Source organism: Pseudomonas sp. 44 R 15, from assembly GCF_900004965.1.
Classification (GTDB): domain Bacteria; phylum Pseudomonadota; class Gammaproteobacteria; order Pseudomonadales; family Pseudomonadaceae; genus Aquipseudomonas; species Aquipseudomonas orientalis_A.
The window spans coordinates 20,810-37,107 of sequence record NZ_CVTU01000068.1 but is presented as its reverse complement, the minus strand read 5'-3'; the positions used below and the strand labels follow the sequence as shown (position 1 = coordinate 37,107).

13 protein-coding genes and 2 pseudogenes are annotated in these 16,298 nt (G+C 55.0%); 5 read left to right on the top strand and 10 right to left on the bottom strand.

Features of this window, described 5'->3' with window-relative positions:
• Positions 1 to 25 precede the first annotated feature (25 nt).
• Positions 26 to 553 carry a flavin reductase gene (locus BFP93_RS08300; RefSeq protein WP_003232755.1) on the bottom strand — a complete coding sequence of 176 codons (528 nt, stop codon included), beginning with the start codon at positions 551 to 553 and terminating at the stop codon, positions 26 to 28.
• Between the two features lie 259 nt (positions 554 to 812).
• Here BFP93_RS08300 and BFP93_RS08295 point away from each other — a divergent pair, with 259 nt between their 5' ends.
• From BFP93_RS08295 to BFP93_RS08280, 5 genes and pseudogenes are all read left to right on the top strand, one after another.
• On the top strand, positions 813 to 2,003 hold the full coding sequence (locus tag BFP93_RS08295) for an acyl-CoA dehydrogenase family protein (RefSeq protein WP_015372136.1): 1,191 nt from the start codon (positions 813 to 815) through the stop codon (positions 2,001 to 2,003).
• Positions 2,004 to 2,327: 324 nt separating this feature from the next.
• The gene (locus tag BFP93_RS08290; protein WP_065892720.1) at positions 2,328 to 3,953 is read left to right on the top strand and encodes a methyl-accepting chemotaxis protein; all 1,626 of its coding nucleotides are present in this window, start codon (positions 2,328 to 2,330) and stop codon (positions 3,951 to 3,953) included.
• Positions 3,954 to 4,172: 219 nt separating this feature from the next.
• Positions 4,173 to 4,277 (top strand): annotated as a pseudogene (locus BFP93_RS29170) (transcriptional regulator FeaR); the annotation flags it as partial.
• A gap of 217 nt (positions 4,278 to 4,494) precedes the next feature.
• On the top strand, positions 4,495 to 5,715 hold the full coding sequence (locus BFP93_RS08285) for a multidrug effflux MFS transporter (RefSeq protein WP_065892719.1): 1,221 nt from the start codon (positions 4,495 to 4,497) through the stop codon (positions 5,713 to 5,715).
• A gap of 17 nt (positions 5,716 to 5,732) precedes the next feature.
• The gene (locus tag BFP93_RS08280; protein ID WP_065892718.1) at positions 5,733 to 6,338 is read left to right on the top strand and encodes a TetR/AcrR family transcriptional regulator; all 606 of its coding nucleotides are present in this window, start codon (positions 5,733 to 5,735) and stop codon (positions 6,336 to 6,338) included.
• Between the two features lie 60 nt (positions 6,339 to 6,398).
• Here BFP93_RS08280 and BFP93_RS28845 read toward each other — a convergent pair whose 3' ends face one another.
• From BFP93_RS28845 to BFP93_RS08235, 9 genes and pseudogenes are all read right to left on the bottom strand, one after another.
• Positions 6,399 to 6,602 (bottom strand): hypothetical protein, encoded by a 204-nt coding sequence (locus BFP93_RS28845; protein ID WP_158254524.1) that lies wholly within the window; start codon positions 6,600 to 6,602, stop codon positions 6,399 to 6,401.
• Positions 6,603 to 6,853: 251 nt separating this feature from the next.
• Positions 6,854 to 7,184: pseudogene (locus BFP93_RS08270) on the bottom strand (catechol 1,2-dioxygenase); the annotation flags it as partial.
• 774 nt (positions 7,185 to 7,958) lie between these two features.
• A complete protein-coding gene (locus tag BFP93_RS08265) occupies positions 7,959 to 8,423 on the bottom strand; it encodes a toxin-activating lysine-acyltransferase (RefSeq protein ID WP_065892716.1) in 465 nt (154 codons plus the stop codon).
• Positions 8,416 to 10,134: a hypothetical protein gene (locus tag BFP93_RS08260; RefSeq protein ID WP_065892715.1), complete on the bottom strand. Its 1,719-nt coding sequence runs from the start codon at positions 10,132 to 10,134 to the stop codon at positions 8,416 to 8,418. The genes BFP93_RS08265 and BFP93_RS08260 overlap by 8 nt, the downstream gene beginning before the upstream one ends.
• The gene (locus BFP93_RS08255; RefSeq protein ID WP_065892714.1) at positions 10,131 to 11,279 is read right to left on the bottom strand and encodes an SbmA/BacA-like family transporter; all 1,149 of its coding nucleotides are present in this window, start codon (positions 11,277 to 11,279) and stop codon (positions 10,131 to 10,133) included. The genes BFP93_RS08260 and BFP93_RS08255 overlap by 4 nt, the downstream gene beginning before the upstream one ends.
• Positions 11,280 to 11,336: 57 nt before the next feature.
• Entirely contained in the window at positions 11,337 to 13,253 is a 1,917-nt protein-coding gene (locus tag BFP93_RS08250) for an alpha/beta hydrolase family protein (RefSeq protein ID WP_065892713.1), read from the bottom strand.
• Positions 13,246 to 14,445 carry an ABC transporter permease gene (locus tag BFP93_RS08245; RefSeq protein ID WP_065892712.1) on the bottom strand — a complete coding sequence of 400 codons (1,200 nt, stop codon included), beginning with the start codon at positions 14,443 to 14,445 and terminating at the stop codon, positions 13,246 to 13,248. The genes BFP93_RS08250 and BFP93_RS08245 overlap by 8 nt, the downstream gene beginning before the upstream one ends.
• Positions 14,442 to 15,587 carry an FtsX-like permease family protein gene (locus tag BFP93_RS28840; RefSeq protein WP_065892711.1) on the bottom strand — a complete coding sequence of 382 codons (1,146 nt, stop codon included), beginning with the start codon at positions 15,585 to 15,587 and terminating at the stop codon, positions 14,442 to 14,444. Before BFP93_RS28840 ends, BFP93_RS08245 begins: the two co-directional genes overlap by 4 nt.
• The gene (locus tag BFP93_RS08235; protein WP_065892710.1) at positions 15,584 to 16,294 is read right to left on the bottom strand and encodes an ABC transporter ATP-binding protein; all 711 of its coding nucleotides are present in this window, start codon (positions 16,292 to 16,294) and stop codon (positions 15,584 to 15,586) included. Before BFP93_RS08235 ends, BFP93_RS28840 begins: the two co-directional genes overlap by 4 nt.
• Between the last annotated feature and the right edge of the window lie 4 nt (positions 16,295 to 16,298).

The window sequence follows — 16,298 nt, the reverse complement described above, 5'->3', positions numbered from 1 at the left end:
CCCACGAATGGGGAACTGCAATTATTCAGGATGCCGACGTCTGTACGTTGACGGCTGCAGCCCGCCCCAGACGGTGAAAGTTTCTCCCAAAGTAAATCAGACTCTCCCCCTCTTCACGGACCTGAATTTGGTTAATTTCTACAAATAATACCGAATGCGATCCGACTTCCTTGATATCTACTATGTTTCCTTCGAGGCTTGCTAGGGCGTCGTTCAACACCGGTAGGCCCGAGGAGCCTGTCCGCCAATCCTGGCCGGCAAAACGTTCAGCAGGCGGCAGGTCGGTCATACCAGCAAACTGTCGCGCAACACCCTCCAGATCACCGGTCAGTATATTTACGCACAACGCCCTGTTGCCCAGCAACGCTTCATGAATTGAACTGTTACGGTTGATGCAAACCAATAATGTTGGGGGCGTATCAGTGACCGAACAGACCGCACTCGCAGTTAATCCGAAGCGACCATGGGGGCCATCGGTAGTAATGATATTCACCGCCGCAGACAACAATGACAGCGCTTGCCGGAAATGTTGTTTTGATTGATCGCTAACCATAACCTTCACCTGTTAATTATTGACTTGGTGAATCCATGTTGAGAGGGATTGTTCATTCGGTCAAATTCGCTTTACTCATACGCACTATTGACAGCAGGAATAGCCGTCGCACTTAAACGCCCTCCCCTTTAGAGGCGCATGGCACGACAGTTAATTCCCACGGATTATTTACCTTATTCATATTTCGAATTTGATTTTTTCTTATCAGTCCACGCATTCTGAACGTGTATGCAAACACCCTAGCCAGAGAACAATAAACATGAACAGCAAAAACAATTTCGATTATCGTGACACACGTAAAGGCGCTCCAATCAGCATCAAGGCGGTTTCCCTGGATGATGTGATTGCGGAGATTGCCGAGCGTCGCAGCGAGTTTAACCAACGCTCCCATGTCCCTTTAGACATGATCGAAAAAATGAAAGCAGTGGGTATCTTCCGCGCCAGTACTCCCAAATGTTTCGGTGGCGATGCGCTGCCTCCAGCCGAGTTCCTACGCATCGTAGAGCGGGTTTCCGAAGCCGACGGTTCGGTCGGTTGGGTGACCGCGTTCGGCTCAGCCAACATCTACCTGGCGGCACTCCCCCCGGCAACCCAAGCGTTGATTTATGCCAACGGGCCAGACCAGGTCTATGCTGGCGGCCTTTACCCTCTACAACCCGCCAAAGAGACTGAAAATGGCTGGGAAGTCAGCGGGCACTGGCGGTTTGCTAGTGGGTGCAAAGGCGCCAACTGGATTGGTGTAGGCATAGGTGGCACATCGGCCAACGGTGGAGGACCGACGGCAGGCAAACCGCTGACCGCTGTGTTCCCGGCAAGCGAAGTGCAGATCGTCGACAACTGGAATGTTGTCGGGATGCAAGGGACGGGGAGCCATGACCTCAAATTGCACCAAAAGAACATCCAACGCGAGTGGACTTTCGTGCGGGGCAGTGCCTCCACAATTGACGAGCCCCTCTATCATTACCCGTCCGTTTCCTACCAGGCGCAAGTTCACGCCGCCGTTAACCTTGGGCTGGCACGCGCAGCACTGGACTTGGTGATCGCAATGTCGGGCAGCACCAAGACTGTCACCGGTGCCCCGCGCTTGGGTGATCGAGCTTATTATCGCAGCGAACTGGGTAAGGCAGAGGCGATGCTGCGAAGCGCCCAGGCGTTTTTCTACGAATCCGCCGAAGCTGTATGGGCTTCGCTCATCGCCGGTAATGCGGTGACCCTGCAGCAGACTAACTTATTACGCCTCAGCGCCACCCATGCCGCTCATACCGGAGCGGACGTAGTCATGAAGGCTTATCGACTGGCGGGGACTGCAGCCATCTTCAATGACAATCGTCTGCAATGGATCGTACGCGACTCCATGGTGGTGACACAGCATGCTTTCCTCGGCGAAGCGACTTACGACGGCGCTGGCGCGGTGTTCGCCGGCATCGAACCGACCATCCCCTATCCTTGAGTACCATTATGCACAGCATCTTCTACCACGCTGCTGCAGCCTCTAGAACTGATTCTGCAAGAGAAATATGCAACCTTGTTAGCGCGTCTCTACCAACTGAACGAACGTCGCGTCCAGGTCGTTTGGGTTGAAGATTGTCGCCATCGGGCTGCATCGGGCCACCATCAGTCGATGTCTGCAAGTTGGTGAGTGGGCAATATCAGTTTTAATATGCGGCACACAGCTGTTTTCGCTCAAGTGTGTCATCAAGCGACCGATAAAAACTTATGCGCTGGGCCATCCGCCGCTGCTTGCGGGGAGCACATTCCACGATCTGGGAAAACCATGACAATAAGAACAATTAACATTGCTCCGCGCGCATTTCTGGGGTTCTCCCTGATAGGCGCGCTCATGCTGATTCTCGGCCTCTTCGCCTTGTCTCAGATGAGCAAGATCCGAGCAGCTGGCGACGATATCGCGATAAATGGCGTCCCTAGCTTTCAGACCCTGAATGCTCTCACGGTGACGGGCGTCCGTATGCGGGTTTTATCGCATCGGCTGTTGACTGATCGCGAACCGAATATTCAGAACAGGACCATCGAATTACTTGAGGAACAAAACCAACAACTTAACAAGTCGCAGGCAGCATACGCCAAACTGATTTCATCTCCTGTAGAGCAATCCGACTACAACGACTATATGCGGCTGATGGGTGAATATCGCAAAATTGAAACGCGCCTTGTTACCCTCAGTCGGGCTGGCGATCTGCAGGAGCTAACGCGCGTGCTGAACGCCGAATCTGCGGCTAACGCTGAGCAGATCAACGTAGCGTTGAATAAGCTTACTGACTTCAATAACGCCCAGCTGGCTATCATCAATCAATCCGCTGCTGACCAGTACAGCTCTGCGTTCAACTGGGTTGTCGGCCTCCTCATTATTGCCTCGCTACTGACTATGCTGTTTGCCTGGATGCTGACCAAGAGCATCACCCAACCGATAGCGTTGGCACTTGAAGCGGCTGAAACCATCGCCGAAGGTAATCTGACCCGACCGATAAAGGTTGATGGCACTGACGAAGCGGGCCGGTTGCTGCTCGCCATGCAAAAGATGCAAGAGAAACTGCGCGATACCTTGATGCGTATTTCCGGATCCGCAACACAACTGGCTTCCGCTGCCGAGGAGCTGAACGCAGTTACCGATGAAAGCGCCCGTGGCCTTGCGCAGCAGGACAACGAAATAGAGCAAGCTGCGACTGCAGTCAACGAAATGACCAGCGCCGTCGAAGAAGTGGCGCGTAACGCAGTGAGCACTTCCGAGGCGTCAAAAAACGCGACGGCGTCAGCAGGCGATGGCCGGGATCTGGTTCACGAAACCGTCAACGCTATCGAACGCATGAGCGGGGATGTGCAAAGCACCGCCGATCTGATTGGTAATCTTGCGGAAGAGTCCCGCGACATCGGCAAGGTTCTGGACGTGATTCGTGGCTTGGCGGATCAGACCAACCTGCTGGCGCTGAACGCAGCTATCGAAGCGGCCAGGGCCGGTGAAGCCGGTCGCGGCTTCGCGGTTGTCGCCGATGAAGTACGCGCTTTGGCCCATCGCACTCAACAGTCCACCAGCGAAATTGAACGCATGGTTGGCAGCATTCAAGGCGGTACCCAAAAAGCAGTCAGTTCAATGCGTAACAGCACTGACCGTGCTGAATCTACCCTGAACATCGCGAAAGGCGCAGGCCTGGCGTTGGAAACCATCAACACCGCAGTGATCGAGATCAACGAGCGTAACCTGGTCATCGCCGCCGCTGCGGAAGAACAGGCTGCAGTCGCCCGTGAAGTGGACCGCAACTTGGTCAACATCCGGGACCTGTCGACGCAATCTTCCAACGGCGCCGCCCAGACGAGCGCCGCCAGCGGCGAGTTGACCCGCCTGGCGGTAGACCTGAACAGCATGGTGTCGAGGTTTCGCTTGTAAGAGGTATTGGGGGCCATCTGTTGGAGCAGGCTTGCCCGCGAGAGCGATGACGCGGTTTGCCTGATATACCAAGGCGCCTAGTTCGCAGGCAAGTCTGGCTCTCACGGAGTTCAATTTGAACCCTGATTCCGTCCACACAGTTACGGCCATTGGCGCTAAGTGTTCCGTTGGCGTGCGGGCCAACATGGCCACCCTCTCAGCTTTCCCATCGCTGGTGCGCAAGGTGACAGCGTCTGTCGATACATCCAGCGCACTAGGCTCGAACGCAGCGTGATCGATTTGGCCAACCCGTTTCTGCGAACTGAGTCGCTTACCTTGATCGCTTAAAAATAATGTTTCAGAAATCCCGCTCATTTTCAGCCGCTTCTTGAAAAAAACACTTTGAACTGAAGCCTAAAACACTTACGTGCGCATGCCTTGCGCGGAGCGCTGGCGATGATGCCTGGCCCCTAAGAAAATTACGGCTTGACCTTGCCTCTGGGTTCTCGTTAACTTCTCGCTACCTCCTACCTTCCGATAGGAAGCCAATCATGAGTTTGTTATGGAAAAGAGTCATTTCGGCAATCCTTCACTAAAGTTTGCCATTGCCTTGGGCGCCATCGCCGCACTGGGGCCCTCAGCCGTCGATATGTATTTGCCAAGCCTGCCCGAAATGGCGGTTGATTATTCGACCAGTGTTGCCAGCATTCAGCTGACGCTCACGGTCTTTTTGTTGGCAATGGGGCTTGGGCAATTGCTGTTCGGGCCGGTAGTTGACGCCTTTGGCCGTCGACGTCCACTGATAGCAGGCTTGTTGCTGTTCAGTTTGAGTGCGCTGGCTGCAGGAGCGGCACCAACCCTTGAGTGGCTACTCGTGGCACGATTTGCCCAAGGGATAGGCAGTGCTTTGACGTTGGTAGTCATCATGAGCATGGTGCGTGACGTCACTCAGGGCGTTCAGGCAGCAAAACTTTTTGGCCTGCTGCTGACCATTCAAGGTGTTGCTCCCATCATCGCCCCGGGGTTGGGTGGTTACATTGAGGCGCATTTCGGATGGCGGGCCGTCATGCTGGTACTGGCTGTTCTCGGTGCGCTGGTGGCGGTGAATTCGATGGCTGTTTTGCCTGAAACACTACCAATGCAAAAGCGCGAGCCATTGAATATGCGACTGGCGATACGCACGTATGCGCGCATCGCAAAAGACGGTCGTTTTCTAAGGCCCGCCTTAGCGCTGTCAGCAGTGTTCTTCTTTCTCTTTGCCTATGTGGGCGGCGCTACATTTGTTTATCAGAAGGAGTACGGACTGCCTGCTGCCCAGTTCGGTACGCTGTTTGGCGCAACCGGCATCGCGATTCTCATAGGGGCGGTCGTGGCGACCAGACTGGTGGGCAAGTACGGTTTGGCCCGCATGGCAACGGCTGGAGCTTTTTGCATCTTCGCAGGTTCTGTCATGGCCTACGGCGCAGCAGTATCTGGTTCTAGTTTGTACTGGCTGGCTGCCGGTGTCGCGGTAGCACTGCTTGGATTGGGGATTGCAGAAACCTCACTGATGACGCTGGTGATGTCTTCGCAAACCACTGCCCTGGGTTCAACGGCTGCATTGCTCGGCGCGTTTCAGCTTGGCATCTCGGCCTTCGCCACACCGTTGACCGGTTGGGCGAGCAGCTATGGCGCCACTGCCTGGTGCGCATTCCTGATAGTCTGCGCCGTTATGGTGGGTGCGCTGACCTGGGGCAGTGTGCGCGAAGGCAGAGCCGAGCACATCACCGCGTTAAATCATTGAATTAAAAGGTCATCCCGATGAAAGTGCTGAGCCCTTCGGCAAGCAGAATCTGTGATATCGCTCTGGTGCATTTCGCTGAGCGGGGATACGACGCCTCGTCGCTCAATGAAATCGCTGTCGTGGCAGGTATGCGCAAGCCCTCGTTATACGCGCACTTCAAGAGCAAGGATGATCTGTTCAACGCCGTGCTGAATCTGGCGCTGGCGACGGAGAGGCACTATATCGAAGAGATGTTTGCAAGCGTCCCGGCGAATGATGACGAGCCTGGCAAGCTGTACACGGACAATCTTTCAAACCGCTACGAGTCTTCCGCAGCTCTGCGTTTCCTGCTGCGCACGGCATTCTTTCCGCCTTCGGAGTTAAAGGCATCGGTTGCAAGTGGCTTTGAAGCCTATCTGGATCGTCTTCGCGAACGCTTTGGCGCAAGCCTTGAGAACAGGTATCCAGCACTGTCGGCGAACGAGATTTCGATGTTTCAGGATGCTTATATCGCGGTTATCGACAGTCTTCATGTCGAGTTGATTTACTGTAGTGAAGGCACCTACTGTCGGCGTCTTACCGCTTTGTGGCGCATTCTTGGTGATTCGCTGTCTCTGGCTGTGGGGAACGTGGAGCATGAGTAACTTATCCATGCAAACGGTGCATGTAGTGGTCAACTAATCCCGGACACGACGTTAAGTTTTTCAACCTTGGCTGATGCTGTTGATCAACGCTGCCGAGTTATCCACGATCGACTTGCGTAGAATCGCAACCGTTTCGGCGGGGACATGTTCACCCGCCATCAGCAGCTCGCTCGGCAAATCACCGCTGCGCGCCAGTACCCGGAAGGCATTACGTTGGTCTTGCGGCTCCTGCGCCATGAAGGTTTCGTAGTCCGAGCGCCCCATGCCCATGGCACTCAGGTCGCCACGTTTAAGCCCCCCATGCCAAGCGCAAGTTGGTGGGTGACTCCCCCAGCGTCTGCCACCGTTTTGGCAACGTGTTCCACCAGCTAGAATGCCCATCGACGGCGTGTTAGGCCTGATGGGGCGACGGCCAGTAAGGACCAACCGCTCCAACCATTGATCCAGTAGGGCCCCAACGCGCGCCGGGCTGCCTCGGCCTAGTTTCAGTCGCACCCGCTCCTGCCCTACCGCGCTCAATTCTCGAGCGCACGAACGCGCTGCATGCGCTTCTGCTCTACCGGTGCAGCGGCCACCTGCAGCTCAAAGTCGAAATCAATCCGCGCAAAGCGCCCTTGCACGCCCAACTCCAGCGCCATCGGCGATCAGTTCATCGCGTGTGGCATACGCAAAATCGTCGTGCACGTACGGGTCATCCGACAGGTTGATCTGCGTGGTCAGGTGACGATAACCCGGGGCCGAGATGAAGAAGTGGATATGCGCCGGCCGCTGCCCGTGGCGCCCGAGTTGATCAAGCAACTGTTGGGTCGGCCCGGTCGGCGGGCAGCCATAACTCGACGGCACGATCAGATTCGCAGGACGCTTGCATGCGAAGCAGATCGGTGTGGCCAAGCTTCCATGTAGGTGTAATACATCATGTTTTGTCCAATGCCCGGTGAGCTTATCCCCGAAAGTGGGAATGCCACTCTCTGCTGAAATACCTGTCCCCGTGAAAAATACAATCTTTCGAGCCGCACGAAGAGCTTGTGTAGCCCTACTCATTTCGCCCATCTGATTAGCTTCTGTTTACCTAATCACGACTCATCGAGAATTCACGCTGATTCCCGATTTCGTTGCCGACAAATATAGGAATGGCAGATAGGACTCGGGAACCGTACTGCATCGCCATCACTGCCCTCCTGGCCCTTACGAGTATTTACCCGCCGACTAGTAAACGGTAGTCCAGCGCGCTCCCAGATTCGATCATCTGTGAGAAAACTGTTCGCGGTTTTGAAATGATCAAAGCGGCCTTCAAATATCGTAGTTTTTTGCGTCGTAAGTCGTGCTAGGCATCTGCAGTGCCATCACCTATGACTGAAATTTAACTTTTCTGAGGGCAAAAAAACCGCCCTAGTAGGGCGGTTTTTTCAGCATTGCGGTTAGTGGCCGCTATGCCAGCTCGCAAAGATCACCTGATCTGGATCTCTCTTCACAAAAGCTGACACGCATGGCAACTCTTTTTTGAGCAATCACTCAACAACTACAGGGAAGCCGCTCATTGGATAATCTAGTCAGCAGCTGGTGGCCAACCTCTATTTAATGCAGTGTGAATCACCCCAAGTTTCGTAGACACGTCCGGGCTTAATGAAGCACGTTTTCAATAATGGCCTTCACTACGTTGTTTTCGTCTCGGCGCGTCCAGAAAATCTTATCAATCCCTTCAGCCTTCAATAATCGGTGGATTTCCGGTTCGGCATGCCCTGCCCTGCCCTCCAGAAAACAACAGTCAATAATCCACGTGCGGCGCCCCTCATCCCACTCAGCGTCGTGCAGCGAAAAATCAGGGGCTTTCAACAACCGTTGTTCGGTATCGGGAGCTAAATTGGCCCAGGTGATATAGCCAATCGGCCGATCAAAATCGTCAAAGAAAAACAGTATTTGCTGATGATTGATGGCCGGTACAATCCAGGCCCGGACATCCATCAACTTAAGCTCGCGTTTCATCTGGCTTTCCATCGCAACCCAGCAGGCAAACCCTATCAGTGCGGCCTTATCGACGTAGCTTTGCTTTCGACAAAGGGTAAAAACCTTAACTTTTTTACGCATTTAATAACGCCTCCACGTCGGCATAAAAAGCCACAGCGTCGTTGATCACATCCGCTGGCAGGTCCAGTTCATGCAGCCCATTGGCGTGCATCTGCATCCCGCTCTCGTTCTCGATGTAAAAGCGTCCATCCAGCGCATTAAATCGGATGATGGTTTTCCCACTGGCCCAAAACACAGTGGTGAAGTCGCGCTCATCGCAAAAGGCGAGCGTTGCTGCACTGACGGCCTGATTAAATAATCGTGGATAGGCATCAGGGTCTGCACGGTTAACCGCGGCTATTTTTTGCCGCAACGGCGCCAGCTCCAAAACAAAAGCACGCCGGTTCAAGCGCGTGATATTCATCGCCATATACGCAACAAAATGGTTATACCTGACCTCGAATGATTGCGCCTTGGAAAACAGCAGCTCAAAAAGACGATCGTAGCTCTCTACCATTTTTCTGACCAACGCAACATCGGAACACGCCCAACTGAAATCCTGAACGACATCCGTGCTCTTGTTCTTCAATAACTGAATATATAACCGAGCGGCCCAATACTCGTAACCCTGCCAGCCTGCGGTGGTGTGCAGAGAAATCACTTCAAAGGTATCGAACGCCAATACCGCGCTCAAACACGTCGAGAATTCCAAAAACAATCGATCAGCCACGACATCCTCAAGCAGCGACAAAGGGAAACCAGCGCTCACCGCCGTGTAGAGTGACAGCGTTACTTCATACTCGTTTGAAAAGCTCGCCAGCGCTGTGTCGACCATGGTTTGTGCGGCTTCAGGGCTGACAACCTTGTACTTCCCAAGGTAATAGCCCATCTCTTGAATACTGCCGAGGGCCGGCAGATATTCCGTCGTGAATTGACCGACCGTGAAGCCCTCCCACCACATACGCTCTGAAAACGCGGTAGCCCCTGCCAGGTCCATCCAGGCGCCCTCCAGCGTTACATTGGAGGCGCTGATACTTTGATGAAAAATTCGCTTTGCCCGAGCCACTGCAAATTGCCGGGCGTAGCGCTTCGCCAGCTCGTCCAGCCCTGTGCCCAGTCGCTCAGTAAGACTTTCAGACGGCTGAGTCAGACTCGATTGCGGTAAAAACGCGACTAACTTGTTCACCGCGGCCTTGACGCGTTTGGCGTCCTCGCTCAGTTCGTCGAATTTTTTTTCCTTGTAATAAATGGCTCTGATGAAGTGAGCCGGCCGCACGGCAGGCATCCTGACCAATAAGCCGCGTGGATGGCGTTCATCGGGCTCTTCAAACTCCACACGCAGATCGATGATTGCCACGGTTCTAACGGCGCCATAGGGAAGCGCAAGATGAATGATTTCTGCCCAAATCGACTCATACACCGCCGTATTCAGTGAAAGAAAGCCATTGGCATGCGAGTTGCCATAACCATCCGGTGGCCTGATCCCGACCAAAGGATTAGGCCCAATACCTTTTGAATGAAAGCGCCCATCGAAACCACACCGCCCGCCGCCGCCGTTATTCAACAAGCCATCACCGCCGTAGCGCTCGGCAAAAAAAACTTTCTTGTCGAGGGCGTAATCAGCGGCGTGAGGTGGCTCGCTGACGATATAGCTGTATTCAGAAAGCAACTCGGCATGGCTCAGGCCGCAGTCGATTTCACCATTACGATAAATGACCTCACCGCCATCGACCCTGGTCGTTTCGAAGGGCACAAACACCTCCGGCAGGTCCTTCAATTGCTTGGCTATCATGAATGGGCACCCTCCCTGATGGGCTCATTGATGGGAAGGACGCTTGAGCCGCCCATAAAACCTGGATAACACCCCGCCACTGAGGCCGATGTAAGGGCACCATCGAATGAAATCAGTCGATCGGTGGTGGCTTTCCAGTCGGCAAGCCGGTGATAGGCGTTAATCACCCAACTCAGGTTTTCGCAAAGGTTGCCGAAAGCCGAGTTGATCTGCATGACATCGCCGAACATGATGCTGCCGGAAAAAAAACGCGGCACAGCCAACAAACTGCTGAACAGTAGAGACAGCTGGCTGTAACTTTCGGTGAAAAGCGACAAACGCATTTTTACGCCAATGGTCAGGCGCATATTGGCCAGGCTGACTTCAAGCTTTTCGCTTAGATGATTTTTCTCGGCGTGTCGACGGGTGCCGGCCTCGGGAATAGACGACGCATTGCGAAAGCGGATTAGAAAATAACGAAGGTCCGCCTCGGAGCGCTGTTGGTTGCTACTGAGCGACACCAGTTTGAAGCCGATTTTCTGGCTGATGTAGGTACCCACCAGGGCATACAAAATAGCAGCCCAGAACATGTAGGCCGGGATAGTAATGCCCGCGAACGTTGCATCGCCCGAAATGCCGATCAGCACCACACTGAACGATATGACACTCGCCAGCGTGTAAATCAGGCCACAGGCAAGGTCGATGGTTTCAAAGGTGAATTTATTGATGTCTTCGGCGATTCGCTGATCAGGATTATCGACACAATGCTCCACGTGGTCAGGCCGACTCGAGGTGACGACCCATTCGCTAAGATAGTGGTTGGTCAACCAGCGGCGCCATTTAAGTGCAAAGACGTCGACCAGATACGTAATCACAACGGATCGTGCGACGGAAAACGAGATGATGGCCAGCGACACCAACACCAGGCGGTAGAATTGTGCCGCGTCATGCTCCTGAACAGCATTGTAAAAGTGCTTGTACCATTCGTTGATCGCCAACGCCGTCACAACGGCGAGCAGCGAGAGCACAACCAATGAAACTGAAGCGCACCAGGCAAAGACTTTCTCTTCGCTGTTCCAGTACAAAGACAGCACAGAGAGCGTGTTGCGCAGGAAATGCCTTTGATTAAAGGCCATCACATCCTTGTTAAAGATATTTTGATCCATCGGGGAATCTCGGTTAGTACTTCATCGTTATATTTTTATGGGTCTTGCAGCCGATCCCTATCGGCAATCGTCCTCCGCTTGCATGAGGTACTGAGCACTGCTATTGCTGCGTTCTTCGTCACTGATCGGCTCTGCGCGCCCACCGAGATACCGCGCCAGGAACGTTTCGGCGACGGCATTGAAGTAGAGCATGTTGCCCGGTCGTTGCAGGCCGTGGCCCTCGTCAGGAAAAAGCAGATAAGTCACGGGGATATCGTTGGCGCGCAAGGCCTCGCACAGTTGATCGCTTTCGTTTCGACGCACCCTCACATCATGGGCGCCATGCCCCACAAGCAGCGGTTTACTGAGTGTGTGCACATGATGAATCGGCGAGCGCTCTCGCAGCAGTGCAAGGCCTGCTGTGGTTTGCGGATCACCGATGGCTTGTATGAATGCGGACCGCAGACTCGCCCAGTAGACAGGGATCGAGTCGATGAAGGTTTCCAGATTGGTGGGCCCGCAGAGGTCGACGCCGCAGGCATAGCGATCAGCACTACGGGTCATGCCCGCTAAAACGGCATAGCCCCCATAACTGACGCCCATGATCGCCACGCGCATCGGGTCGGCAACGCCTTCGCATACCGCCCACTCAACTGCGTCGAGCAAGTCATCGTCCATCTTGCGCCCCCACTCGCCGTCACCGGCATTGATGAAGGTTTTGCCCAGCCCGGTGGAGCCACGGAAGTTCACACTCATCACGTTGTAGCCGCGATTGGCGAGCCATTGATGGTAGCTATTGAATCCGTACTCATCGCGAGCCCAAGGTCCACCGTGAACCAGCAGCACCATCGGGCCACGAGCGGTGGTTGCAGGTGGACGCGTGAGATACGCGATCAAGGCGCGACCGTCTCGTGCACGGAAGCTGACGCACTGCATGGGAACCAGTGTCGAGGTGTCGAAATACGCTTCGGCACTCATCACCGTCGTCAGCAATCGAGTATTGCGGTCATACAGTTGAATCGTCGGCGGTCGGCAATCGATGCAAGTGGAAATGATCCATAAGCGATCATCCCTACTGCGATTGATCAACTGCCAATCGGTGATGCCTGAGGCTGCCAGAAAGTCGATATCCACCTGTATATCGGCATTCAGTGCCGTGTAACGCCGACGCTCACGCGTAACGCCGTACAGGATGGGCTCCTGGGTCACCAGATCGAAGTGCAGGTCGCAAATGTCCGCTCCAGCGTCCTCTGCTATCACCTGCACGTGGCCCGACTCCAAGTCGACGCAGGTCAAGGCGGCGGTATCTCGCTGGCGGCTATCGAGCAGAAAAAGCCGTTTTCCGTCCTTGGCCAACATCAGTGCCCTGGATACGCGCACGTCCTCGATTGGAAAAATCAGCCACGGCGACCACCCTTGCGCGCCCTGATAACGAAGAATCTCAAGCTCGCCGGTATCGGCTAAGCGGGTCGCAAAACGAGGCTGATACAAACCATCGAGCACAAAGGAAATGAACCCTGGGTTTTCCAGCGCATGCACATACTGACCGCTCTGCAGGTCCAGGTTGTACAGATCGAAATGCTCAAGCGAACGCTTGTTGCACATGATCAGAATCTGGCCCGGACATTCACGACTTATGGCGACAATCGTCGAACGTACGCCAGCAAAAGGCGTCAAGTCACGGTCGATCCTAGTCTCGGTATTGACGCAATGGATGTGGTAATTCTCGTCACCTTCTGCGTCGTGCAGATACACAAGATGCTCTGGCAGATAAGTCCAGGCATACAGACCGACTCCGCGAGTGCCTGCATTCGTGACTGGCCGGGCGTCGTGCAACCTGTCGATGGGGGCGATCCATATACTCACCACGCCATGGTGCGGAGCCAGCCAAGCCAGGCGCAGGCCATTGGGTTCAATCTGCGGATGGGCATTGGCGGGGTTGCCAAAAATGCACGCCCGCGGGATCAAAGGTACGCAAGATAAGCGACTATTCATGCCGGGCCCTACGTTGCAAACGTGGAATCACCAAGGCGGCGGCAGCCATACCGAGTAGGACGCAATAGGCGAGTGAAGCACTTATGACCTCTCGATTGATAGAGATCGAAAAGGCAAGTTCCCTGGACTGGCTGTAAGTGGTAAACGTCATGCCGGAGAACAACAACAGGCAGATGAATAGCCCCAGCACACCACCGGCGAAGCCAAGCAACCCAATCAGCGCGAGGTGGGCGATCAGGCGTTCACGGCCGAAGCCGATCAACGCCAGCACACGCAAATCGTCAGCATTGTCCATCAATAAAGACTCGATCAACGCCGCCACGCCCGTGGCCGCCACAATGCCGACGAGTACCGCGAATGCGAGGCCAAAGTACATGACCAGATCAATCAAGTCCTGCGCCTGCCCAGCATAGTGCTCACGGCTGTCGCGTATGGTCAGCGTGTCTTTTTCCAGGTCTGCAAGCGTTGCGTTGTATCTGGCCGCCGACGCCGGCGGCCCGCCGAATGCGATGACACTGTAGACCGGGGCCAGGCCGTAATCAGTGCGCAGATGAACCAAGTCGCTCCAGAACTCCGACTCGCGAACGGAGCCTCCCGAAGTGAATACACCGACGATTTTCCACGGCTGTCCTTTCAACAGAATGCTGTGCCCGACAGCAAAATCCGGGTAGTGGTTACGTAGACTGGCCCCGACGATGACTTCATTTTTGTCGGGCTGGAACCTTCGACCTTCGATGATCCGCGCATAGTTCGCACCGCTGAGGGGATTGACCAGACTGAACGCCCCGTCAGTCACGCCGCGCACGATAAGCTCCTTATCGCGCCCGTCGGCCTTCTGGCGGGTAAGCATCGCCAACTCCGCGGAATAACCACGCACATGCGCAACGTCGGCGTCGTGTAATTGCTCCAGGTTAAGTGCCTGTGCTCGCGTGACCTGGCTCATCAATTCCGTATTGGCGTGCGCATTGATCATGAAATACCAGCCGGGTTGGCTACTGGCATCCAGCGTCGCACGCAACCCTTCACGTACGGCGAATGTCATGACCACGGCCGCCATGACCACCGTAAAGCTGAGCACTATTGCCGCTAGATACACCGGTTTGCGCAGCAACTGACGCAGGTAGATCACCACCAGCACCCAGGTTTTACTCAACGTCGAAGTCGCTGCGGCGGTTTGTCCAGCGCGAGTCATTGGGAAAAACCTCTGCGGATCAAGCGGCTGAGCGCCGGTGCGGTACAGACCACGGTCAACACACCACCCACGGCCAAGAGCCGCAGATAGTCCGCCGGATGAAGGCTGATCTCCCCCGGCACCGCCACGGGCAACCATACGATAAGGCGTTGGATAGCAATCCCCAGCAGAATGCTGACTAACACGCCACACACGATGTAACTGGTTAATTGAAAAAACGCGGTGACGATTACCCAGCGCCGAGAAAATCCGAGCCGGTAAAAAATCTGATAATCGGCCAGGGATTTTTGCGTGATCACGTAGAGATTGGCCGCCAGCAAAATAGCCAATAACAGGCAGATGCAGTAACTGACGAAAGCGATGGCGCGCCCGAAGTCGAACAGGCGCGCGGTGAACTGGCGCATGTGCACCTGCAGGGAAGCCGTTTGTGTCGTGCCGCGCATACTATCGTTGCTGAAGTGGACGTCGACCCGTTGAGACAGCGCCCCATCATCGGCCTCCTGACTCGGCTCGATCAGGAAGTAACTGGTCAAGCCCTTGCCTTCAAGGCGGCTGGAATCAAAAAAGTTGTAATGCAGATACAGTCCTGGACGGTTCTCAGGCGTGTTATCAATGACAATTCCCACGATGCGCAAATCCAGCAGGCCGCCATTATCTATAGCCCAGACGCTGGATTGCAGTGGCAGGCGATCGCCCACGGCAAGGTTGTACAACTGTGCAAAACGCTGGTCCACCAGCACGCCATCGCGCGTGCGTTGCCATTCGGCGAGCTGGTTGGGCGCCACCTGTAAGCTGGGATTCAAGGTAAGAAAACTGGCACTGTCCACCGCCAGGGCAGGCACCACCCAACTGGGATGACGGAAATAAGCACCGACCCAAGTGACGTGCGTAACCGCGGCCACCCCTTCGAGGTCGGCAATACGTCCCAAATACACATCGGGCAGCGGCATCTGCGGGCTGAGCCCGTTGACAACCAGCAACCTTCGGTCCGTCTGAGCCTGCTGCGGCGTGGAAAAGACGTTATCAAGCGCCGCTCCCAACTGCAGTAACAACATGCCAAACGCGATAAAGGCCACGACTAGGACAAAGCGCGCGCGATGTCCACGCAAGCCTCGCCAGATATAGGTCAGTCTGGCGCTCATCGCAGATTCGGCCTGTCATCAACCAGCACGCCATGTTGCAGCCTCAAATGTCGGTCGGCTAATGCCGCGACATTCGGATCATGGGTCACGACGACGACCGCCTTGCGATAGTGGTGACTCAATTGCTCAATGATCGCCATCACTTCCAGGCCAGTCTCTTTATTCAAGTCTCCGGTCGGCTCATCGCATAACAGCACGTCCGGATTGCCTGCAATTGCACGGGCAATCGAGATGCGCTGCTGCTCACCGCCAGACAGCTCACCCGGAAGGTGACGCCGCCGATGGGTCATGCCCACCACCTCTAATGCAGCATCGGCGCGCAGTGCCCGTTCCTTGCGAGACAGTTTCCACAAGTGCAGCGGCAGCATGACGTTTTCCTCCGCTGTCAGAGCCGGAATCAAGCAGTAGAACTGAAAAACAAAACCGATATGGGCAGCGCGTATCTGGGTGCGCAGTGACTCGCTTTTACCGTCCATGCGATGACCGGCAAGCTCCACCACACCTTCATTAGACGGGATCACCCCGGCGATGACGTCCAGCAACGTGGACTTGCCCGAACCGGAAGGCCCCATGATGCTGACCATCTCGCCACGTTGCACCTCAAGGTCCAGGCCCTGCAGTACGCGGATACGTTCGCGACCTTTGATATGCGCACGCGCCACACCGTTGAGGCGCAGCACGATTTCATCGTCTGAGGGCGTCTGCAAAAAA

Coding starts and splice junctions, on each gene's coding strand:
- BFP93_RS08300 (WP_003232755.1), bottom strand. CDS start 553: ATGGTTAGCGATCAATCAAAACAACATTTCCGGCAAGCGCTGTCATTG.
- BFP93_RS08295 (WP_015372136.1), top strand. CDS start 813: ATGAACAGCAAAAACAATTTCGATTATCGTGACACACGTAAAGGCGCT.
- BFP93_RS08290 (WP_065892720.1), top strand. CDS start 2,328: ATGACAATAAGAACAATTAACATTGCTCCGCGCGCATTTCTGGGGTTC.
- BFP93_RS08285 (WP_065892719.1), top strand. CDS start 4,495: ATGGAAAAGAGTCATTTCGGCAATCCTTCACTAAAGTTTGCCATTGCC.
- BFP93_RS08280 (WP_065892718.1), top strand. CDS start 5,733: ATGAAAGTGCTGAGCCCTTCGGCAAGCAGAATCTGTGATATCGCTCTG.
- BFP93_RS28845 (WP_158254524.1), bottom strand. CDS start 6,602: ATGGGGCGCTCGGACTACGAAACCTTCATGGCGCAGGAGCCGCAAGAC.
- BFP93_RS08265 (WP_065892716.1), bottom strand. CDS start 8,423: ATGCGTAAAAAAGTTAAGGTTTTTACCCTTTGTCGAAAGCAAAGCTAC.
- BFP93_RS08260 (WP_065892715.1), bottom strand. CDS start 10,134: ATGATAGCCAAGCAATTGAAGGACCTGCCGGAGGTGTTTGTGCCCTTC.
- BFP93_RS08255 (WP_065892714.1), bottom strand. CDS start 11,279: ATGGATCAAAATATCTTTAACAAGGATGTGATGGCCTTTAATCAAAGG.
- BFP93_RS08250 (WP_065892713.1), bottom strand. CDS start 13,253: ATGAATAGTCGCTTATCTTGCGTACCTTTGATCCCGCGGGCGTGCATT.
- BFP93_RS08245 (WP_065892712.1), bottom strand. CDS start 14,445: ATGACTCGCGCTGGACAAACCGCCGCAGCGACTTCGACGTTGAGTAAA.
- BFP93_RS28840 (WP_065892711.1), bottom strand. CDS start 15,587: ATGAGCGCCAGACTGACCTATATCTGGCGAGGCTTGCGTGGACATCGC.